At 45.9% G+C, this 21,554-nt stretch carries 21 protein-coding genes and 1 pseudogene; 11 read left to right on the forward strand and 11 right to left on the reverse strand.

The features are described from left to right. Positions 1-134 precede the first annotated feature (134 nt). A complete protein-coding gene (locus QUA71_RS16605) occupies positions 135-293 on the reverse strand; it encodes a hypothetical protein (RefSeq protein ID WP_333286577.1) in 159 nt (52 codons plus the stop codon). 11 nt (positions 294-304) lie between these two features. Here QUA71_RS16605 and ribD point away from each other — a divergent pair, with 11 nt between their 5' ends. Continuing rightward, the gene (ribD, locus tag QUA71_RS16610; protein WP_333286579.1) at positions 305-1,480 is read left to right on the forward strand and encodes a bifunctional diaminohydroxyphosphoribosylaminopyrimidine deaminase/5-amino-6-(5-phosphoribosylamino)uracil reductase RibD; all 1,176 of its coding nucleotides are present in this window, start codon (positions 305-307) and stop codon (positions 1,478-1,480) included. 45 nt (positions 1,481-1,525) lie between these two features. After that, positions 1,526-2,122 carry a hypothetical protein gene (locus QUA71_RS16615; protein ID WP_333286581.1) on the forward strand — a complete coding sequence of 199 codons (597 nt, stop codon included), beginning with the start codon at positions 1,526-1,528 and terminating at the stop codon, positions 2,120-2,122. Between the two features lie 288 nt (positions 2,123-2,410). Here the strand turns inward: QUA71_RS16615 and QUA71_RS16620 are convergent, their stop codons facing one another. Further along, complete coding sequence (locus QUA71_RS16620) at positions 2,411-3,322, reverse strand: PPC domain-containing protein (RefSeq protein ID WP_333286583.1); 912 nt, start codon at positions 3,320-3,322, stop codon at positions 2,411-2,413. A 93-nt stretch (positions 3,323-3,415) separates the two neighbouring features. Here QUA71_RS16620 and QUA71_RS16625 point away from each other — a divergent pair, with 93 nt between their 5' ends. Continuing rightward, positions 3,416-5,119 carry an NAD(P)/FAD-dependent oxidoreductase gene (locus tag QUA71_RS16625; protein WP_333286585.1) on the forward strand — a complete coding sequence of 568 codons (1,704 nt, stop codon included), beginning with the start codon at positions 3,416-3,418 and terminating at the stop codon, positions 5,117-5,119. A 151-nt stretch (positions 5,120-5,270) separates the two neighbouring features. Here QUA71_RS16625 and QUA71_RS16630 read toward each other — a convergent pair whose 3' ends face one another. Next, complete coding sequence (locus tag QUA71_RS16630) at positions 5,271-6,026, reverse strand: Uma2 family endonuclease (RefSeq protein WP_333286587.1); 756 nt, start codon at positions 6,024-6,026, stop codon at positions 5,271-5,273. A gap of 185 nt (positions 6,027-6,211) precedes the next feature. On the opposite strand from QUA71_RS16630, the gene QUA71_RS16635 reads away from it, so the two are divergent. The 3 genes from QUA71_RS16635 (at position 6,212) to QUA71_RS16645 (ending at position 9,387) form a co-directional block, all read left to right on the forward strand. Next, positions 6,212-6,652, forward strand: a complete 441-nt coding sequence (locus QUA71_RS16635; RefSeq protein ID WP_333286589.1) for an FxLYD domain-containing protein — start codon at positions 6,212-6,214, stop codon at positions 6,650-6,652. Positions 6,653-6,958: 306 nt separating this feature from the next. Further along, positions 6,959-8,746: an ABC transporter ATP-binding protein gene (locus tag QUA71_RS16640; protein WP_333286591.1), complete on the forward strand. Its 1,788-nt coding sequence runs from the start codon at positions 6,959-6,961 to the stop codon at positions 8,744-8,746. 284 nt (positions 8,747-9,030) lie between these two features. Further along, entirely contained in the window at positions 9,031-9,387 is a 357-nt protein-coding gene (locus tag QUA71_RS16645; protein ID WP_006631047.1) for a hypothetical protein, read from the forward strand. Between the two features lie 52 nt (positions 9,388-9,439). On the opposite strand, the gene QUA71_RS16650 is transcribed toward QUA71_RS16645, so the two are convergent. The 3 genes from QUA71_RS16650 to QUA71_RS16660 form a co-directional block, all read right to left on the reverse strand. Continuing rightward, positions 9,440-10,510: a YegS/Rv2252/BmrU family lipid kinase gene (locus QUA71_RS16650; RefSeq protein WP_445243788.1), complete on the reverse strand. Its 1,071-nt coding sequence runs from the start codon at positions 10,508-10,510 to the stop codon at positions 9,440-9,442. Between the two features lie 156 nt (positions 10,511-10,666). Then, a complete protein-coding gene (locus tag QUA71_RS16655) occupies positions 10,667-11,395 on the reverse strand; it encodes a DUF3891 family protein (RefSeq protein WP_333286593.1) in 729 nt (242 codons plus the stop codon). 146 nt (positions 11,396-11,541) lie between these two features. After that, positions 11,542-13,143, reverse strand: a complete 1,602-nt coding sequence (locus QUA71_RS16660) for a metallophosphoesterase (RefSeq protein WP_333286595.1) — start codon at positions 13,141-13,143, stop codon at positions 11,542-11,544. 510 nt (positions 13,144-13,653) lie between these two features. Between QUA71_RS16660 and QUA71_RS16665 the strand changes: the two genes are divergently transcribed. Further along, positions 13,654-13,965 carry an N-6 DNA methylase gene (locus tag QUA71_RS16665; RefSeq protein WP_333286597.1) on the forward strand — a complete coding sequence of 104 codons (312 nt, stop codon included), beginning with the start codon at positions 13,654-13,656 and terminating at the stop codon, positions 13,963-13,965. Between the two features lie 437 nt (positions 13,966-14,402). On the opposite strand, the gene QUA71_RS16670 is transcribed toward QUA71_RS16665, so the two are convergent. Continuing rightward, a complete protein-coding gene (locus QUA71_RS16670) occupies positions 14,403-15,458 on the reverse strand; it encodes an alpha/beta fold hydrolase (protein ID WP_333286599.1) in 1,056 nt (351 codons plus the stop codon). A 307-nt stretch (positions 15,459-15,765) separates the two neighbouring features. Here QUA71_RS16670 and QUA71_RS16675 point away from each other — a divergent pair. Then, positions 15,766-16,281: pseudogene (locus QUA71_RS16675) on the forward strand (DNA cytosine methyltransferase); the annotation flags it as partial. Between the two features lie 18 nt (positions 16,282-16,299). On the opposite strand, the gene QUA71_RS16680 reads toward QUA71_RS16675, so the two are convergent. The 4 genes from QUA71_RS16680 to QUA71_RS16700 form a co-directional block, all read right to left on the reverse strand. Beyond that, positions 16,300-16,878 carry a PIN domain-containing protein gene (locus QUA71_RS16680; RefSeq protein ID WP_333286602.1) on the reverse strand — a complete coding sequence of 193 codons (579 nt, stop codon included), beginning with the start codon at positions 16,876-16,878 and terminating at the stop codon, positions 16,300-16,302. A gap of 19 nt (positions 16,879-16,897) precedes the next feature. Beyond that, complete coding sequence (locus tag QUA71_RS16685; RefSeq protein WP_333286604.1) at positions 16,898-17,344, reverse strand: excisionase family DNA-binding protein; 447 nt, start codon at positions 17,342-17,344, stop codon at positions 16,898-16,900. Between the two features lie 56 nt (positions 17,345-17,400). Next, positions 17,401-17,607, reverse strand: a complete 207-nt coding sequence (locus QUA71_RS16690; protein ID WP_333286606.1) for a type II toxin-antitoxin system HicB family antitoxin — start codon at positions 17,605-17,607, stop codon at positions 17,401-17,403. Between the two features lie 237 nt (positions 17,608-17,844). Next, positions 17,845-18,585 carry a hypothetical protein gene (locus QUA71_RS16700; protein ID WP_333286608.1) on the reverse strand — a complete coding sequence of 247 codons (741 nt, stop codon included), beginning with the start codon at positions 18,583-18,585 and terminating at the stop codon, positions 17,845-17,847. Between the two features lie 116 nt (positions 18,586-18,701). On the opposite strand from QUA71_RS16700, the gene QUA71_RS16705 reads away from it, so the two are divergent. The 3 genes from QUA71_RS16705 (at position 18,702) to purB (ending at position 21,336) form a co-directional block, all read left to right on the forward strand. Further along, a complete protein-coding gene (locus tag QUA71_RS16705) occupies positions 18,702-18,914 on the forward strand; it encodes a hypothetical protein (protein WP_333286610.1) in 213 nt (70 codons plus the stop codon). After that, positions 18,914-19,852 carry a hypothetical protein gene (locus QUA71_RS16710; protein ID WP_333286612.1) on the forward strand — a complete coding sequence of 313 codons (939 nt, stop codon included), beginning with the start codon at positions 18,914-18,916 and terminating at the stop codon, positions 19,850-19,852. Before QUA71_RS16705 ends, QUA71_RS16710 begins: the two co-directional genes overlap by 1 nt. 188 nt (positions 19,853-20,040) lie before the next feature. Continuing rightward, positions 20,041-21,336, forward strand: a complete 1,296-nt coding sequence (gene purB / locus QUA71_RS16715; protein WP_039886630.1) for an adenylosuccinate lyase — start codon at positions 20,041-20,043, stop codon at positions 21,334-21,336. Positions 21,337-21,554 lie beyond the last annotated feature (218 nt).

Here is a 21,554-nt window from a genome sequence, read left to right on the forward strand (position 1 = left end):
GAAGAAATGAGTTCACTATCTTCTTACACTTTCATTCTGGAAGCTTTATTCTATGCAGCTTCATATTAAATTGGTATAACTCACATCTTGCACCATTGTCAGCAACAGGCAAGATGCCTGTTCCACAAGAAAATTTATCTTTTGTGGAACAGGCATCTTGCCTGTTCATAAAAGGCTAATTGAGAATGGTGCAATATCTCAGCGGTAACGTACAGTTTGCCCCAGCCGCAATCGATCGTCGGATCGCAGCCAAAATTAACATCAAAGTCAGTACACTCAGGGATAGATATCATACCAAAATCTTATGGAAACTTTTCCGGCGGACGCTCAAGCGATCGCCAGCTTAGCTAACGGACAGCAGCAAGGTACAAAACAACTGGACAACAGCGAAATTCAAGAGTTCGATCGAGCCATGATGCGCCGCTGCATAGAATTGGCTCGCCGCGCTCTCGGCAAAACCGCACCCAACCCCCTTGTCGGTTCTGTAATTGTCCGAGACGGCAAGATTGTCGGCGAAGGGTTTCATCCCGGTGCCGGTCAACCTCACGCCGAAGTTTTTGCGCTCCGGGAAGCGGGGGAACTCGCCGAAGGAGCGACCGTCTACGTGAACCTGGAACCCTGCAACCACTACGGCCGGACTCCCCCCTGTTCCGAAGCTTTAGTTAAGGCCAAGGTGGCAAAAGTAGTGGCTGGCATGGTCGATCCGAATCCTTTGGTAGCTGGAACTGGGCTGGCCCGGTTGCGAGAGGCTGGCATTGAAGTGGTGGCGGGAGTGGAAGGGGAAGCTTGCCAAAAACTCAACGAGGCTTTTGTACACCGGATTTTGTACCGCCGGCCTTTTGGAATTTTGAAATATGCAATGACTTTGGACGGTAAAATTGCTACCAGTAGCGGCCACAGCGCTTGGGTAACAGGCGAGGAGGCTCGGAGCGAGGTACACCGGTTGCGCGTGGGCTGCGATGCTGTGATTGTTGGGGGAAATACGGTGCGTCTGGACAATCCTCTACTGACAAGTCACCAGCCTGATAGGAATAATCCCCTGCGGGTGGTGATGAGCCGCACTCTGGATTTGCCGAAGTCGGCTTGGTTGTGGGAAACCTCTGTGGCGGCTACTTTGGTGCTGACTGAACCTGGGGTTAACCCGGAATTTCAGGAATTTTTGATCGCCAAAGGGGTGGAAGTTGTGGAGCTCTCGCCTCTGACACCGACTAATGTTATGGCTTATTTGTACGATCGATCTTTTCTTTCTGTACTCTGGGAGTGTGGTGGCACTTTGGCGGCCGAGGCAATTGCTGAGGGTGCAGTTCAAAAAATTATGGCTTTTATTGCTCCTAAAATTGTCGGCGGCCAAGGAGCTCCAACTCCTGTAGGAGATTTGGGGTTTTCGGCAATGACTGATGCTTTGGCTTTAGATCGGGTTTCTTGGCGCGCAGTGGGTGCAGATTGTGTGGTGGAAGGCTATTTGAAAATTAAAGATTGAAAGTTAAAAGTGAGTCTTTCTAGTTTTTGATTTTTAACTCCTTTTATGGTTGAAATTCTGATTTGGAGTTTGATGGTTGGCAGTCTCGGCTTAGAGGCGGCGCTCGCGGGTGTATTGGTGAGCCGCGAGCAAGCGGCTGCGTGGCAAAAATACAACGAGGAGGAGGAAGTTTTGACTCGGTACGAATCTCAAGAGGATAATTTTAATGCGCCTGAAAATGCGCCCTCCAATGGCAATCCCAAACCCGCTCCTAATGCTGTTGATTTGACGGTTTGGGAGTACAAGATTGTGCGGGCTAGCAACGATTTGTTTCGCAATCCTGCGATTTTTCACAAGCTGTGCCGGGAAGAGGCGGAGGTTGGCTGGATTTTGCTCGAAAAGCTCGACGACAGGCGAGTGCGGTTCAAACGTCCGATCGCGCTGCGGGACGCCCCGAGGCCTAATTTACCCACCTTTGATCCTTACCGCACTCATTACGGCCCGATCTCGAATGCGATGAGTTGGGCTGCGGCGATCGTGTTTCTGAGCGCGATCGTGCTTCCCGCTGTTTTGGGCTATGCTTTGGTGTCTACTACTCTAACCAGAAGTCGCTCTAATTGGCCTCCGGCACCTGTTCAATCTTTGCCCTCTCCGAGGGGGTAAGAAACTAATAAGTGAAAGATCGGCCCAATGGAAGATGGAAGATGGAAGAGAGAATTGTTTGTTTTAATATCAAGTACGGTCAAAAATTTATAATTAGGTTTGTAGGGAGGACTTAAGTCTTCTCTTCTCTTAAGAGGGTGACAACAAACAATTATATTATAAGTCATTAACCGGACAGTATCTAACTGACAAACCCGCAGAATTATATTTAATTATAAATTTTTATTTAATTCTGCATTCTGTCTTCCACCTTCTGATTTAGACTGCCTTCGAGTGTAAACCCTCATGTCATAGAAGCGGCGTGGGAGAAGGAGCGGCAAGCAATCTCAAGTCATAATTTGTATCGCCTTGAAATTGAGAAACGCGGACGAAATAAGTCCCCTCCGGCAAAACCCCATTGCTGACAATTGTTTCTGAAGCCGTGCCTAAATTGTTAGACGAAGCAATAAGGTCGTCTGATCCAACTGCGCCGTTGCCGTTGAGATCTTGAATTAATTCAACATCAACATCTGCACTCAAACCGTCAACAGTTACACTGAAAAGGCTGGGAGTATTGAGGATGAAACTGTAAATGTCGGCTGGTTCAGCAGCTCCCACAAAATCGCTCGCCGTTTGAATTTCTGTCAGAATGCCCAGGCTTTTTGCTGCGTTCAAATTGTCTGCGGGATCGGGTAAAGTGATCAAAAGTCCTTCTTGTTGACCGAATTGAATGTAGTGGTCGATCGCACTTTTAACTGCGCCACTATTGACTGCTGCTGCTACCAGCGGATATTTTTCTAAATAAAAGCTGGGATCGAAGAAAACGCTGGGTTTGCGGTTTTCTAATTGGCCGGCTTTGAAGTAGTGTTCAAATGGGGTAAATTGATTTGCTTGGACTGCTGTCTGAACGTCGGGGTTGCTTGTTAGATAAAAATTAACATCGAAGAATGGGTTGGGGTTGCGTCGTTCAAATTGACCGTATCTGATAAAGTGGTCGGCGACTGAAACGCCATTGAGTTTGACTGATGCCGCTACATCTGTATTGGTGTCTAAATAATAGCTGGCGTCGAACAGGGCATTGGGGTCGCGATTTTCAAATTTGCCAATTTTTCGGTAGTGATCGAAGGGACTCGATACCGTGCCTCTGGCAACTGCTACGGCGACATCTGGGTTGTTTTCGAGATAAAATTTGCTGTCGAACAGTGTTCTGAGGGTTAGCATTATTAAAAAAATCTCTCTGGACTTTAGTCGGGAAAGTACACGATCGAGAATCCAGTTTACATCAAAGTTTTGTTTTGTGAGGATGTCTTAATTATGGCTAAATCTGGACTGATGGCAATGCTGCGCCACGCTGCGAGTATTGCTCAGAAATCAAGGGAAACGGGCATTCCGGCTGATGAACTGCTGGGGATGCTGAGCGCTGGCATTCCCAATTCTGCCCTATCTCGGCGCCGCTTGCTGCACGGGGGCTTAGCTGCTGCGGGGGCTGTCGCTGCTGCGACTTTTACCAGGGAGGGAGGGGGAGCTTTTGCTCAACAGGGCGGACGATCGCCCATTTTGGTTGTGGGTGCGGGGATTGCGGGTTTGACGGCGGCTTATCGCTTGCGCCAAGCGGGCGTGCGCGCCGATATAATCGAGGCAACTAACCGCGTGGGGGGGCGGATACGCACTATTCCCAAGGTGGCTGGAACGCTGATTCCGGCGGAGTTGGGGGGAGAATTTATTGACACCGGCCACACTAATTTAATCTCGCTGGCGACGGAATTGGGTTTGCGCGCGATCGACTTAGCCCAAGTGCAGAGTGGACTGGTGAAGGATACTTTTTTCTTTCAAGGGCGCCGCTTTTCTCTTGAGCAAATAATCGCGGAATTTGCGCCGCTAGCGAGTAAAATTAGTGCTGATTTGGAGACGGTTGGCGATGAAATTAGCTATCTTGATTTTACGGAAGCAGCGGAAAGATTGGACAATCTTTCGATCGCTGAATATGTAGACCAAGCTGAGACTAGCACGCTTGTCCGGCAGTTACTCCGCATTGCTTACACAACTGAATACGGTCGAGATCCTGAAGAACAGTCGGCGTTAAATCTGCTGTTTTTAATCGGTTCTGAGGCGGGCAGTTTTGAATTGTACGGCAACAGCGATGAGCGTTATCAAATTGACGGCGGTAATAGTCAAATTATCAACCGTTTGGCGGGTCAATTGTCGGGTTCGATCGAGGCGGGGACGGTTTTGGAAGCGATTACTCTTTTGCCGGATGGCCGCTATCGGGTAAATTTGCGATCGGGACAAAGCGCGTTCGAGCGCACTTACGAGCGAGTTTTGTTAACTTTGCCGTTCAGCACTCTGCGAGACGTTAGAATTAACGTACCTTTGCCCCAACCAAAGCGCAGGGCGATCGAGCAGTTGGGTTACGGTACTAATTCTAAGTTAATTACTGGCTATCGCAGCCGAATTTGGCGAGAACTTTATCGCTCGACTGCTTCTGTTTATAGCGATTTAGGATTCCAGAATACCTGGGAAGCTACGCCTTTTGCCCCTACTCCTAACGGTTTAGTTACTAATTTTACAGGAGGAAAGCAGGGTTTGTCGATCGGTGCCGGAACTCCAGAAGACCAAGCACAAAGATTTTTGAACCAATTTGAAAGAGTTTTTCCCGGAGTGAGAAATTTGCGATCGGGCAAAGCTGTGCGAGCTTATTGGCCCGGAGAACGCTTTTTCAAAGGTTCTTATGCCTGCTATTTAGTCGGACAGTGGACGCAAATGTACGGCGTTGAAGGCGAACGAGTTGGCAATTTATATTTTGCCGGGGAACACACTTCCCTGGAAAATCAAGGTTACATGGAAGGCGGTTGCGAAACTGGACAAAGGGCGGCTGTTGAAATTTTGCAAGACTTAGGTTTGATACCTTCTGCTGATGCTTTGAATGCTCGAACTGCGAGTAATTTGAACAATCGCCGTCCCAGCCGGAAAGTTCCCGGAGCGCGGAATCTTGGCAATAGAAAGCCGAGTATTAGATAATCTCGTAAGGTGCGCGACCCGGCGCACCCTACTGATCAGCCCAGACATATCTAAATCTTACAGTCAAGTTTGATGAAATTCTTGTGGGGTGGGCGTCCCGCCCGCCCAAAAATGCGATTTAGATGCCCAACAGCTTATGGCGTACAACTTATCAAATAATCTCGTCCGGGTTAATTCCCCGATCGCGCAAATATTCAGCCAGCCGTTCGGCCCGCTCACGTTCGCGATCGGCCCGCTGCCGTTCTGCTGCTAACTGTTCTACACCCCATAAAAGCAGATTTCCTGCTTCATCCCACCAGCGCAACCAATAGCCTGAACGCTGTTCTTTCTCCCCTCGCCACGTTCCTAAATACAAACCAATATCTGCCATCCAGTGGCGACCTTCCGCGTCGGGAAATTCTAATTCGTAATTGCCATTTTGCAAGCGATATACTTCCAGCAAGCCAGTTTCTGGGTCAAAAATGATGTAAGTTGGTACTTGCAGAATTTGTTCGTAAAAAAACCACTTTCCCGGAGGAAAAGTACGTTTGACAGAATATTCACCGCCGTCTGTTTCCGACAAGAATTCCATGACAATGGTGGGAATTTCTCCTTCCAAGTTTGGGGTATAACTTTTGCGGTCTCTTCTCGATTCGGCGGGCAGTACCGACGGTACATAAACCCAATCTGGTGCTTTGATTACTAACTCGCCGTTGACAGTAGCGCAAATGCCAAAGTTGCTGGCTATCAGCATTCGTGGCCCGAGCAATCCTCTCAGCTCTAAGATTTCTCGCAGTGCTCCAGCAATTAGCGGTTGACCTGTATTCTCCACTGGTTTTTCTTCTAATTGGAAGTCGTCTGGCAACTTCTCCCACGTTACGATCAGTTCTAACGTTTTTTGTCCTGGGTTATCTTGAGTAACGACCATGACTTTACTTTACTTTCTAAAGTTTGATGTCTTATCATAGCACAATGCAGCGTGAGCGCGACGCGCCATACATATAGATATGCTAGCCTCAATTTTAGCGACCTTATATTGTAGAATTAATTTTATTAATTGCCTAAAAAAGCATGATTTATTTACATTTAACAGTAGCTTTATCGATTTTCCTAATGCCCCCGATCTCAGCTCGCCCTTTGAGTGCATACTCTACAAATACAATTGCCCAAAACTCCGAAATTGACGAGCCGTTTTGCTACATGAAAACCCCCGACGGCAAAACAGTAGACTTGGGCAAGTTATGCGAGAAACAGCCATCTTTAGGAACTTCCCAAACTTGCATTCCCGGTGCCACCATCGCTGCCCAAGTGTCAATTGCGGCGACTAATTATGACGGCAACGTTTTCAGCGGTCAAGTCCTTAATCAAGGCTGCAAAATAATCAAGAATGTCAAAGTCAATTATGAAGTTTTGGACGAGTCAGGCAATTTAATTGACAACGGATTTATCTACGCTGAACCAGTTACTCTTGCACCCGGACAGTCAGCCGCCTTTCGGGGCGAAGTTGTCGCGGGGGCTAAGGTACAGGCTACTCATGCCGACGGTCAAGAATGATTTTAGATTTTAGATTTTAGATTTTAGATTGAAGAATTGGACAATGAACCCCACAGATGAATCCGTGGGCTTTCTATCCCGGATGCTTTCGGTGAAGAATGATTGTTGAGATTTGCCCGATCGCTGATATCATATTCAGGCTCAGATATCTCTATGACTTACGCAGAGATCCCCCTAAATCCCCCTTAAAAAGGGGGACTTTGAATAATAATCTTGTACCACCCTTAGTAAGGGGGGTTAGGGGGATCGAAGTTTGAATATTCTTGCAGAGATCCCCAAAAACAGAATTTGCGAGGGCAAAATATCTTGAAAACTCGATCGACATACTGGCAAATCTTACCCTACCTCCGTCCCCAAAAACAAACCATCGGTAAAGCATTAGCTTGTACCGTAGTATTTACCATATTTTGGCCGATTATAGCGTGGCTAGTTGGCGAAACAGCCAAATTTATAGGCAAAGGAGATTTACAAGGGTTCGCTCAAATTGCTGCACTCAGCGCCATTATATTTCTAATTCGCGGTACAGCCCAGTACGGTCAAGATACGCTGATGGCAAAAGCTGCTTTGACTATTGCTTTAGAAATTCGCAAAAAAGTCTACTCCCACCTGCAAAAACTCAATATCGGCTACTTTGAAACCGCCAAAACCGGAGATTTATCCTACCGCCTCACAGAAGATATTGACCGCATTGGCGAAGTCGTAAATAAATTTTTTCATCAGTTTATCCCTTGTGTTTTGCAGCTAATTGCCGTGCTGGGGTATATGATTTATCTCAACTGGCAATTAACTCTAGGTGCATTAATTATTGCACCGCTGATGGCTATCTTAATTGGTTGGTTTGGCGAGAAACTGCTAAGTTACTCGCGCCAAAGTCAAAATCGCATCTCTGATTTATCCGCTTTGCTGACAGAAGTATTCAGCGGCATTCGCTTAATCAAAGCATTTGTGGCTGAAGACTACGAAATTGCCCGCTTTGCAGAAGAAGCAGAACAAAACCGCCGCGCTAAGTATTTGTCAGAACGAATAAAAGCACTTCAGTTCGTTGTAGTTGGCTTTCTGGAAGCGATGAGTGTGATTTTGCTCTTTTTCCTGGGAGGTTGGCAAATTTCTCAAGGAAATCTTACAGGTACTGAATTTATCAGTTATATCGCAGGGGTGGCACTTTTAATTGACCCCATCGCTATTACAACTGCTAATTACGGGGATTTTAAGCAGGGAGAAGCTTCTAGCGATCGCATTTTTGAATTATTAGCCATTGAACCAACTGTAGTCGAAAAACCGGGCGCAATTGAACTTCCCCATGTTACAGGCAAAGTCGAATACCGCAACATTAATTTTGCCTACCCCTCTCAACCCGCCCTTGACAATGGGGGAAAACAGCCTCAACCCCCCCTTGATAAGGGGGGGCAAGGGGGGGTTCCGATTTTACAAAATATGAGTTTACTGGCACTTCCGGGAGAAATGATTGCTCTCGTGGGTGCATCCGGTGCGGGTAAAACTACTTTAGTAAATTTGCTACCCAGATTTTACGATCCGCAAGCGGGACAGATTTTAATTGACGGTATTGATATTCAAGATGTCACCTTAGATACTCTGCGGCGGCAAATCGGCATTGTACCGCAGGAAACTATTCTTTTTTCGGGTACGATTGCTCAAAATATCGCTTTTGGCCGATCTTATTATGAACTGAAAGATGTACAACAAGCTGCGGAGATTGCTAACGCTCATCAATTTATTAGTGAGTTTCCCGACGGCTATCAAACTTGGGTAGGAGAAAGGGGTGTAAATTTATCTGGGGGACAGAAACAAAGAATTGCGATCGCCCGTGCAGTTTTGCTTGATCCCAGAATATTGATTTTGGATGAAGCGACATCGGCGCTGGATTCAGAATCCGAAGGTTTAGTGCAAGAAGCGCTGGAAAGATTGATGCGCGATCGCACGGTGTTTATTATCGCTCACCGCTTGGCTACTGTGCGGAGAGCCGATCGCATTTTAGTTTTGGAAAAAGGCAGAATTGTCGAATCTGGGACGCACGAGGAGTTGCTGGAAAAGGGAGCTCGCTATGCTGGCTACTACGCTCAACAGTTTAGCTGATAAGCTGCGTTATTTCCTCGTTTCAAGGCTCTGCCTTTCTACGTTGGCAGTGAAAACGTCCGTCCTCAAAGTTTGGGGAATTAGGACGGACGTTCTTCATAAAAAAAATCTTTATTCAGATGTTTATATCCAACTAAAAACTTACCATATTTACTAAAAAATAGCCACCTTTCGTACCACTAAAAACTCTTCAAAATAGGTGTAAAACCCGCTTGACCATTACTTGTCATAGCCGGAAATTGCGCGTTAAAATATAGATAACTAACAAATAAATCGTGCTAACTATGAAAATACAATCCTCCGTCTTAGTCCACCTGGGATTTGGCAAATATGTTCGCTCCGATCGAGTAACAGCAGTAATACCAATTGAAGAAGAACGTGGGCCCGGTCGGCGCACTTTTGTGCACGTAGACGGCGAAGCAGACCCGATCGTTGCTTCGCGCGCGGAAGATACAATTGTGCGCGATTTGGTGCAGGAACCGCGCGAAATAACTCAAGCTCGCCAGCAACAAGAAATCCTGCAAGATTTGCTGGCAGATTTGAGCAATGTTAACGTCACCGTGCGCCGCATCAGCCGCGATGAAGGTGGACTCGATCTCGAACGTTTGGAGCGCCGCATTCGCCAAATTTTAGACGCCTAAAAAAGAAAGACCGCCCGGGCGGTCTTTTTTATTGTTGGTGTCGCTAAAAATTTTAAGTTGAGGGTTTCAATGTAATTTCGATGTCCGCTAAACCGGTGAGTTTTTCCACCGCTTGCTCTTCTTCAACTCGCGGTACAAAAATAGTTAAACCTCCCGGAACACACTCAATAGAAACCGGAGTCATGCCGATGATTTCGCCGTCTATAACTACTTTTTGAGGTGGATCGGCACTAATTGTTACTTTTTTTGCCCGCAAATAACCGATGTCGTCGCGATCCGTAGGATTGCCGCTCAAAGCTGTTTGCAATAGGTGATAAGAAGCTGCGATCGCCCCAGCTTTATTCTGAGGCGCAACCAGCGTCACGTCCAGCAAGCCGTCATCAAAAATAATCCCCGCCGGGCCTTGAGCTAAAATGGAAGTAGGCGGCGCTGCATTCGCCACGGTGACGGCCACAGCAGTAAGGCTGATAATTCTATCTTCGGTTTCGATTTCTGCTTCAAATCTTTCTAAATTGTTTAACTGTTTAATTCCTGAAAGAATGTAAGCCAGCATTCCCCAACGATTCTTCATTTCGCGATCGGCAAGTTCGACAGTTTCTGCCTCAAACCCCACTCCAGCTAACAAAACCATCGGCATTTCACCGTTGCAAATCGCCGCATCCACCACCCGCGTCAACCCTCCCAAAATATTTTCACAGGCGGTTTCAATTGTATTTGGAATGTCTAAAGCATTAGCAAAAGCATTAGCAGTTCCCCGCGAAATAATTCCTAAAGGAATATTTGTGCCCACAATCGCCCCAGCCACTGCGGACAAGGTGCCGTCGCCCCCGGAAGCAATAATTGCCTCAACTCCCCTAGCAACTGCTTCGCGGGCGATTTGATCTGCGTCTAATTCGGGGGTGGTCAGGCGAATGTCTAAGTCAATAAAAGGCTCTAAAAGTTCCTGAATTCTAGCTAAGTCTTGGTCGGGGTCGCTGTTACCGGCGACGGGATTGAAAATTAGGCAAGCTGAACGTTCCATATTTGGTAATAGGTAATGGGTAATAGCGAACCTGAAACCCAGGGTTTTTTTCCTTTGTATCGCAGTTTCGAGCGCCATCGCATCCCCCTTAATAAGATTCATTTTGACTGTTCTTATCCCCCCCTTATTAAGGGGAGTTAAGGGGGAGCAAGACTCAACTATAACCCTGATTTAGACATGGTTTTAACATTAAGTTAACACAAATGCCATGCCCGCTAAACTTCGACAACAACCCTCACCTATTTTTCCCAGGTTTAATTAAGACTTGACAAAAGTCCACTCTAAGACTTCGCGGGGAGCTTTGTGCAGCGCTTCCTTGATTTCCTTGTTGCTGTCGAACTTGACTTGATCCAAAAGGCACGCTTCGACGTTCACCGTAAACTTATCGTCTTCAAAAGGCCAAGGAGTTACAGTCACGAGTTCGTTGCTGTGCTGTACAATATCGTAGCGCTTGCCGTCCGGGCCGACACTAATTTCTAAAGCTCGTTCTCCGGCGGGTAACTCGCGGCTGCAAAGAATTAATGATAGCCGATCGCACCACTGGAAAAAAGCATAAGCGGCCTTAGCATCTTCCTCGGAAATTTGCAACTCTTTGCGCCATTTTTTTTGATTTTCCAGTTGTTCGTCCAAAAACTCGTCGAGTTCCTTCGACTCTCCCCGCTTTCCTTCATTGAGAAAGCTCATGTGCATAGAAATCAGCATTGCTACCCACCTACCGCGATATAGGGCATTCTGCGCCATGGCTTTAATTTTCGGCAGAGAAGTTTCCGTCTGCAAGGTAAAATCAAAGGGCGCGCCCGCTTCAGTCAAAATATTTTCTTCCCACTCTTTCTCCAAATCGTCGTGATGCGAAATAGCCGCTATGGTTTCGTAGAGGCGCACCGGAGATTTCGAGCGCTTCCACTGTCCGCCAAGTTGCGCCGCGAGTAAAGCGTGGGCGCGGTGGTAAATAATTTCCCAGCCGGTGGCGGTTAAGTTAGCAATCATTGAATTTTTCTCCTCAATTAAGTTAATACGAGTATTTTGTGCGAGCATTCGGCTCTCGATCCCCCCGGCGCCTTAAAAAGGGGGGAACCGGAATCGGTCAAAGTCCACCTTTTTAAGGGCGATCGAGACTTACAGAAAAACGAAACTTAAATCACAAAAGGTTCGATCGAGATATCCTGCCATTTCCCCTCAAATCGTTCGACAACCAAAGGTCGGATGCGGAACTTCGGGGGACACCCATCGAGAACATCAATCCGCAAACACGAATAAGGACGGCGCTTGTGGGAACCTTGACCGCTGCGGCCGACAAATAGCAAAGATTCCGCTACCCGCCGGCTGGCTGTTTCGGAACCAGACTGCCGCCCCAACCGATAAGCTTCAGGACTCAATGCTTCCTGCAACATCGGCCCTTCCGGGCGCTGGCGGCGGAGACTGTGGCCGCTTCCCCCGCAGACAATCCAATTAATCCCAGAGTCGCCGTGTCCGGTATTTCCAGTCCGCAGATATTCCAAACAGTGAGCGTGGCCAGTCAGCACCAAATCTACTAGCGGACGCCCCCGCGCCACTTCCCCAACTGCATCGGCCACCCCGTCGAGCACCTCGCGCAATCGCAACCGAACCGCCAAAGTTTGAGCTTGATTCCACTTTGTCGCCTCTGTGACGTAGGGGGGGTGGTGCAGGTAAATTACCCGCCCCCGCACCTCGGAATCGCGCCAAGAGTCAATCAGCCTTTTTTTCAGCCATTCGAGCTGTTCAACGTCGGTGGCGGCTGTTCTGTCGGGCGACAGTTGTTTGTCAATATCCATCAACATTTCGTCAACTTGCTCTAATTTGGCGGCCAAGTCGTCTAGCTGTTCGGCTTCCTCGGGAATTTGGGGGTTGAGCCGATCGCACATTTCGAGCATTGCCAATTTTTCTTGTTCCAATTTCTGGCGATCGAGTTCCAAATTCTGGCGGCGAATGTCGCCCTGTTTGGTTTTCGGGATCGGTAACGGTTCGTTGAAGGTGTTGGAGTCGAGGGCGAAGAAGTCGATGCCGCCGCTGCGGAAGGTGTAGTAGCGGTTGGGTAAGCGGGTAAAGCGTCCGGGTTGGTAGCGGAGGCAGCGGCCTGTGCTGGTGCTGGCGGTGTAGTGGGCGTCTAGGTGGCGATCGAGCTCTCCCGGCATTTTGTGAGCTTTGAGGTAGTCGAGAAAGGCTTTGGCGTAGGTGTTTCCGCGATCGGAACCGTGCCAGCCGACATCGAGATCCAACTTGGAACCCAACAGCCGACGCAGCGGCAAAGCTGTGGCCGACAGAATGCCGTAGACTATCGGCAAGTCGTAATAGTCGTGGTTTCCCGGTACGGGCAAAAACGGAAAGTTAAACACCATGCGATCGTAGGCAATGCGAGAGGGATGCTCGCCGCCGACTATAAATTCTCGGTAGGGGCGAATAAAGTTTTGCAAGTAATATTCGCTGGAACCGACGAGATAAACTACATCGCCCGTGTGGAGGACGAAACGGCAAGTTTCGCGCTCCGAGAGCATCAGTTCGGCAATCTGTCGCTGGGGATTGTAGCCGCGGTGATTGCCCGTGCCGCTGTCGCCTGCGACTAAAAACGAAAACTCTGGAGAGTCGGTGGTTTGAGATTCCAAAACCATCCGAGTTTGGTCGATTCCCCGATCGACGATCGAGTGTTCTTGCCACCGCACCCGCTCTTTCATTTTGCGGATTTTGACTGTTATTTGCGGGTCGGAAACGAATTTCAATTCACCTCTTCTCCAAAATTGCTGAGTTCCTAGTTATTAATATTGCAGCGATCGGGCGAGTTTTTACCTCTCTCTAAAAGCTGAAAATCGAGGCGCGGGTGGTCAGAAACCTGGTTTTTTAGGAGAATACAGGGTTACGACTGACATCTTGTCGCATTCTCTTTAACCCGCCGGGGGTTTCAACCCCCGTCTGACAGCGAAAGTCGGTTTTAACCGACTGAAAAGCTGATAGGAAAAGGCTTTTAGTCCTATGCAAGAGGACTTTCGCTATGAGACAGGGGTTTCAACCCCTGGCGGTTATTGGAAGTGGTGCAAGATGTGAGTTACCACCGATAGCAACGGCAAAAAACCCGGTTTCTTTGGTTTTGATGCGATCGCCCCGTATCTAAACTCAAATAAGGGTTTGTACGAGGCGGTGCTGTTTGTTGTTGCCGAAGATGAGGGAATCTCTCAAGGAGTTGGGAAGATAACACTAACAATGCCAGCAAACTACACCGAACTCGAAATTATTTGATCGATCGTCCGAAAGCAGAGGATATTGGTGGGGCGATTAATGCTGCCCTGAAGGCGATCGCCGATGAAAATGAGGAACTCGGCGGCGCTTTGCCTAGAAATTATAACAGCTTGGAAAAACCGATTTTGCGGGAGTTGTTGAAAATCTTAAATCGGATTCGCCGAAAGAATATTACTGAGGATGGCTTTGGGGAAGTTTATCTGTATTTCCTAGGGAATTTTGCTCAGAAAGAATGGCACAAAGGCGGAGATTTTTTTACTCCAATTTCACTGGTAAAGCTGGTTATCGATGTAATAGAGCCGAACTAGGGGCGAATTTTAGACCCGGCTTGTGATGGGGAAATGCTGGTTTCGAGTGCCTCAATAAAAATTTGGGTTAACAAAAAGGCATTAGGAGAGAGTAATTCTCGCAGTTTGGTGTTTAATTAAATTGAGAGTATGAGCTTTAGTTTTACCTAGTTAATAGCTGACACAATTCTCAAAAAAACGAATAAATTAATCGATATTTATTCACCAGTTTTTAACTAGAATTGCTTCTAATCCTTATGTTGGCGTCAAATATAGGTTAAGTCAACTGGCTGTGCAAATTATGCACAATTGTGTCCCAGTGAGCCATTCAGCTTGTGCCCAGATGTCTAGTGTTTTTGCGAAATAGTTTTAAGGTTCTGGACTGGAGGGATTAAACCCCCTAATCCTTTCCTCCCCGCAACTATTGCCGAAGAGTGTTCAGGTTTTATTTTATAATCTTAATCAACACTCAAGGCATCGAACCACTGTAAAATCCGATTCCATGCCCACCACCGATCGCTATCAGCAAATTGATGCTGACAACGTTTACTACTGATATGCCCAACATGGCCGCCGTAGGCTGTCACCACTAATTCTAAGGCAGGATTGTTCGCACTAATGGCTTGCAACTCAGGGACAAGTACCGGGTCAAACATCGGATCGTCGGCTGCATAAAGGATGAAAGTGGGTTTTTTGAGGTGAGGCAAAATGTGTAGAGCGCTGCTAGCGTCATAGTATTCTTCCACAGAGGAGAAACCTAACGGGCCAATTACCAGTTCGTGGTCAAAGCCCCAAATGCTGTTGGCGCGTTCAATAGCGGCAGGATCGATCGCCCCTGGATGCGTTTTAGCGATGTTTTTTGCTAGTTTTTTTAACTGTCGCGCGATCGCCTTTTCTAAAAATTTCCCCCACTCATCTTTAACTAGATAAGACAGAGAACGGTTCGAGTCCAAGCTGGGGCAAATAACCGCCGCGCCTGCTAGTTCTGACTCTTCGATCCCTAAGTCAGGCCCCCAATCTGCGATCGTCTGAGCTGATTTTACGGCCCACAAGGCTAATTGTCCGCCCAGGGAATAAGCCGTGAACCAAAAAGGGGCGGGACATCCCATTTCTTTAGCAGCGGCAGCAATCCGAACGAAATCTTCGCCTTCGTATAGGCCATCAGAAGTCAGGGTGGGAGAGAGTTGGGCAGTTTTGCCGTGAGCTCGCCAGTCAAATAATACCACTGCACAGCCTTGGGCATAGGCTTTACGGCCTAGTAGCTTCAGATACCATTGATTATCCAGATCGCCAGTAATGCCGTAAGTGCCGACAATGGTATATCGGGGATTTTCGGGGATGGCAACCCAGCCGAAAATCGGGACTCCACAGGCACCAGTAAAGATGTGTTCTCGGTAAGGGGGCTCTGGGTAAGGGATCGTCTTTTCCCAACCGCGACTAGCCCTTAATGCGGTGTACAACGTCATTAATAGGCCGTTGTTGAGCAGCCAAGGTGGAGTATAGGCAATGGTCATAAGCGAATGTCGGAAATGTCTGTCTCGTTGGTGGGATTTTTTTACTTGACAGGTTGGCTATTCTAGCGAATAACCCTGAAAATCGCAATACTTTTTGAGTAAATGCACTCAAGGGCGAAGTCAAGCCAAAATAATAAACAGGACTTACGCAGGCACGCTATATGTAGCGTGCCAGTGTTTAAGCGATCGCTCTCGATTGGTCTGTGGCCCAAAAGTTGTTCGGGATGGAATGAGAAGAGAATTTAAAGCAGGCTCAAGTTAAATATTTAGCGCAACCCCGAGTGCATTAATAGTTCCAAGAAGGACGAGCGTACCGCAAAAATTACCCGAAGCGAGGGCAAGGAATGATAAAATTCCGAAGCCGCAATTGTTGCCCGAACAATACAAAGCGATTGAGTCAGCAATTGATGATTTACCCGAGTATACTCCCATACCAAAAATTAACCACGAATGGACTCGTCATTCAGTTGAGTACAGGGAAAGACTTGCTAAAGTTCCACCAGGCGGTTCTTTGTATGAAAGCTACGCCGATGCTTTCAAGCGACAGTATCCGGGAAAACCGAGCATGACTGTTAAAGAAAATCACGGCGGCACTCATATTCATCCTTATCTCAACCGCGTTATTTCAGCTCGCGAAATGGCGAGATTGCAAAGTTTCCCGGATTCATTTATTTTTGAAGGTTCAATGAAAAAGGCAATGTGGCAAATTGGAAATGCCGTGCCGCCCCGTTTAGTAGAGTGTATCGGCTTGGCACTTATTTCATATTTGAATGATATGGCTGTGAACAAACCTAGTAAAGTTACTCTTCCAGGCCAAGCCTAAGAATTAGCAAATAAGATATTACTGATTTTCCTCGCGACGCTGAACTTTTAATAATATATTACTGGCAAACTTTGGTGTACCTGCTTTTTCACCTAAAAAATTAATTAATTCACTAAAAGTCTTTGGGGGATTTTTGTACTTTTGAGACTGTTGCTGTAATAAATCAACTATTGAGTCCGGGTATTCGTCCAATAAATCGCTCAGAAACTCATCGGGCGACTGTGCTATAATGTTCCAAGGAGCTAGATCGTTTTCTCTAAAATCCTTGAGATTATTGGTGACAATGATATCAGCTCCAGCAGTTACGGCTGCGGCAAGAACGTGACGGTCTTTAGGATCGTTGGTCATTGCTTGCTCTAGTGCGACAGGCACTTCAACCATTGCTTCAGGAAAGGCTATTTTGATTGTCCTTTCAAGATTCTTTGCTTTCTCCTGCGAAAGTGTTCCTCCTTTAACAAGATTGCCTATTACTTCACCAATGATTTTCTGAGACCAATATGGTAAATACAAATCTTCATCAGCAGTGGAAAGCAGAGTATCGCGCAAATACATCGGGAAAAGGACGCAAGCATCAAGTACAACACGCAGCTTAGTCATATTAAAGATTCAATTAGTCCTATTCCTCGTACAAGCCAGCTTCTTCAGTCATCTCGATTAACTCGTCTAATAATTGGCGTCGCTGAACTTTACGCTGTTGCTTGTAGGTCATTAAATCTTGAAAAAGTATGCGTCGGCGCGAACCAACTTCAATATAAGGAATTGCTCCTTCATCTAGCAATTTGACAATGAACGATCGCGATACATTTAGGAAATCGGCAGCTTGATGCACCGTCAGTTCGCGATTGTGAGTTACTATCGATACAGCTTGACCCGATGCCATTGCGCGCACAATTTGACCCAACAAATTGTAAACTGATTCGGGAATGAGAATTTCTTCTCCATTACTTGCCACTAATTTTACTTGTGCAGATTCGATGCTGAGAATCTGCTGTAATTTTTTTATAGCTTCTGTTTCTTGTTCGGTAATTAAAACCGATTCTGGCGAGGGTTTTTGTTTCAACATAGTCTCTCTTGTGATGTGTTTTTCTAGGATTTACGGTTTCATGCAGCCTGAAATAATCATTCTATCTTCTTAATTGCTGGCAATGGCTTACCTTCAGCTTCACAGCTTTCGATTAGTAACTCTAGTACCTCTCGCCCATTGTAGATAGCTTCTTCATAAGAATCTCCGTGAGTTACCGGCTGCATTACATCCTCAAATTCAGGCAAAAATACGACAAAGCATCGATCTTCTTCTGACCATTGGATAACAACTGTATATTTCATAGTTCTGTCTCCTCTGCTTCGATCTGCCTAAGCACCTCAATTGTTTCGTTGACTAACTTCTCTAAATATAGTTTAGCATCATTTCCGTCTTTACCAGCTATGATAATAGCCTTGGCTAATTTAGGATGCTTCTACTTACTATGACTGCCTTTTGCTGGTTGGCAAACGAATCCTGCTTTTAGCAATATGTTTTTCAATTCTCTAATCTTTTTAGGCATTATGCAATCATTAATGTATTTACATAAAAAAGTCTGTTATCAGATACACAGCCTTTGAAAATTCAGCCTCATCTTCTAAAAAATCGTCTGTATGTTCTGATAGCCTCTCAACAATATCTCTCTTGCGAGTAGAAAATTCATATTCTTGTTTTTCATCCGTTGTTATATGGTTGAGTTGTGTTATCTTGTTGAGTTTTGTATTAAAATTGTCAATTAATTTCTCACATGAGTCAGCCGAGGTAAATATCTGAGAATTAGTCAACTGCATTTCTAATGGGATTAGGCCCTGAAAAGTTTCTAATTTAATTAAGTCTGCTTTTATGTCTTCCATTTTTTTTAGCTTGTCTAGTAGTGTGGCATAAGATTTGTGTTTTCTAAAATCTTTGATATGAGATTTGTTTTCGTTGGCTATCGTAGAATTGCTGAGTAATTTGCGATAAAGTACGTGAATTGCAGCTTTTTCTCTATCGGAGTTCATTTTTTTATTATTTGCTTCTGCTAATAATTGCCCAATTATAAAAGTAGAAACAGGAATAACTGATGATAAAGAGCCAGGAAGTGGGTGAATCAAAAGTAGTGGAAACAAGAACGGAAAAACAAGCACTGAGAATGAAGGTATAAGAATTTTATATTTATCATTTATTTTTTTAAAGCAATTAAAAAGATTCAGCCTGTATGCCAGGAAAAGCCCAGGTAAAGTAAGCCCAAATAAAGCTGAAATTAATATATCTTCTGAATTAGGAAGGTTCGTTTGAATCATATAAATATAAATTACAACAAATGGAAGCCAGAAATTCAAAATCTTCTGCATTGCTACATATATCTATGATAACTCGCAACATCTCAGACGAGATGACCTAAAGCGGGCAGAATCTTATGTTTCGATCGACTCATCTGGCAATTGTCAGTCTCTGCGGACGATCGGTCTACAGACGATGTGTCACATATCTGGAAAGTTCGATCGCCCGAAATTCCCCATCCCGACTCAAGACGGATGCCTCGCAGAGGTACAATAGGACGATCGCACTCTCCAATCTTGAATTTACCAATTATTTATTATATAATGGTGAAAAACCTTGGAGGCAATAATGAGTAAGTTGTTGGTTTTTAAACCTAATATTACCCCTGGGGACATGGACCCCCACTTCTGGCCCGATTTCGCTACGTTTTTTAAGGCTCCCTATGCTTTTGCATATGAAGATACCTGTTTTTATTATGCTTTATCTAAAGATATTCCCTTTAACCTTCTAGCTATAGAAGAACAAAAATCTAAATATACAACCCTAGAAGACTGGATTAAAAATAAGTTTAAAGCAACTGATATTCGCCCTTCAGTGAATCAAGCTGGGAAATTTTATAAACGTATGTGGCATCCATCAGATTATCTATTGCCAGAATTACTTATATCTAATCCAGAAAGCTATACCCAATCTCTTGTGGTAATTGAACTATTGATAAAAAAAATGAATGAATTATTTTTGACCATAGAACCCACACAGAAAAATGTTCATGTGTTTGGACTTAAAATACGCGAATTATTACTACTTGCTTGTATGGAAGTCGAAGCCTCTTGGAAAGGAGTATTAAAAGAACACGAATACATTAAAAACAGTAAACAACCCTGGAATACCAAGGATTATGTAAAACTCTTGGAACCTATGTGCTTAGCTAATTATAGCTTAGCTCTTAGATCGTATCCAAATTTTCCTCATCTTCAACCTTTTAGTTCCTGGAATCCAGATCAAGCTACCCAATCACTTTATTGGTATAATGCCTACAACAACACCAAACATGACCGAGAAGCATCTTTACATGAAGCAACATTACTTCATGCGATTCACTCTGTTGGTGCTGTAGTTGTGATGTTCTGCGCTCAATTTGGAATACCCCAAAAGCAATCTTTGTTTGATATCGTTATCTCTACCTTCGATATCTCTTTGGAACCTTGCCCCCAAAGGTTTTATATTCCTTTCAGGACTAGAGATACAGCGAACCCCGAGTTTAGTGATAGTAAATACTGTTTCTAAGTGGACAAAGATACAAATCTTGTCGAGCTTGACAAATATTCTAATTTAGAATAAAGAGTCAAGGCAGTCTTGTCCGGTGGTTGGGGAGTAGCAAATTTGACGCCCGATCGCCCGAAATTCCCCCTCCCGACTCAAGACGGATGCCTCGCAGAGGTACAATAGGACGATCGCATTCCCCAACTCCCACCGTGATAGAGCGCTACACTTTGCCCGAAATGGGCAACATCTGGACTGAAACCGCCAAACTGAAAAGCTGGCTGCAAGTAGAAATCGCTGTCTGCGAAGCTCAAGCCGAACTCGGCTACATCCCCGCCGCCGCAGTCGAAGAAATCAAAGCTAAGGCTAATTTTGACCCGAAACGAGTCCTCGAAATTGAGGCGGAAGTCCGCCACGACATGATCGCTTTCTTGACAAATGTCAACGAATATGTAGGCGATGCCGGCCGCTACATTCACCTCGGCTTAACCAGTTCCGACGTGCTCGATACTGCTTTGGCGCTGCAATTAGTCGCTAGCGTCAATATCTTGTTAGAACGTGTCGAAGAATTGAGTCAAGCTATTCGCTATCAGGCTCAACAGCATCGCAATACCGTCATGGTTGGCCGATCGCACGGAATTCACGCCGAACCCATCACCTTTGGCTTTAAACTAGCAGGATGGCTGGCAGAAGTCTTTCGCAACCGCGACCGATTAGTGAATTTGCAATCGTCGATTGCAGTCGGCAAAATCTCCGGCGCAGTCGGAACCTATGCTAATATTGACCCGCGAATTGAAGCGATCGCCTGTCAAAACCTCGGACTCGAACCGGATACCGCATCCACTCAAGTCATTTCGCGCGATCGACACGCCGAATACGTCCAAACCTTAGCACTCTTAGCAGCATCGATCGAGCGTTTTGCAGTAGAAATCCGCAACCTGCAACGCACCGACGTTCTCGAAGTCGAAGAATTCTTTTCCAAAGGGCAAAAAGGCTCATCCGCCATGCCCCACAAACGCAACCCGATTCGATCGGAAAGACTCACAGGGATGGCAAGAATCGTCCGCGCCAACGCCGTCGCAGCCTTAGAAAACGTTGCACTTTGGCACGAACGAGACATCTCTCACAGTTCCGTAGAACGGATGATTTTGCCCGACAGTTCTACAGTAACTCACTTCATGTTAGTAGAAACCACAGACTTAGTAAAACACCTGCTAGTCTATCCCGAAAATATGAAGCGAAACATGAACCTTTACGGCGGAGTCATCTTCAGCCAGCGCGTCATGTTAGCCTTAGTAGAAAAAGGCACGAGTCGCGAAGACGCATACAAAATTGTGCAATCTTGTGCTCACGAAGCTTGGAACAAACCGGGCGGCAATTTCTACAATTTAATTGCTAAGGACGATCGGGTAACAGCTAAGATGACTACCAAAGAAATTGATGATTGTTTCGATCCGCAGTATCAATTGAGGCACTTAGATTTAGTGTATCAGCGCTTGGGAATTTGAGGACAATTAACAATTAAAAATGACTCAGAGAGAGAAGAGAGCGAGCGTTCTCGCGCTTGTCCCACAGTCCGCCGGGGGTTAAAACCCCCGTCTCATAGCTAAAGTCGGTTAAAACCGACTGAAAGACTCATAAAATAAAAGTTTTAGACAAATATTTCAGTCCTCTTCAGAGGACTTTAGCTATGAGACAGGGGTTTCAACCCCTGTCGGTCTGGCGG

It is taken from the genome of Microcoleus sp. MON1_C5 (assembly GCF_036701875.1).
Classification (GTDB): domain Bacteria; phylum Cyanobacteriota; class Cyanobacteriia; order Cyanobacteriales; family Microcoleaceae; genus Microcoleus.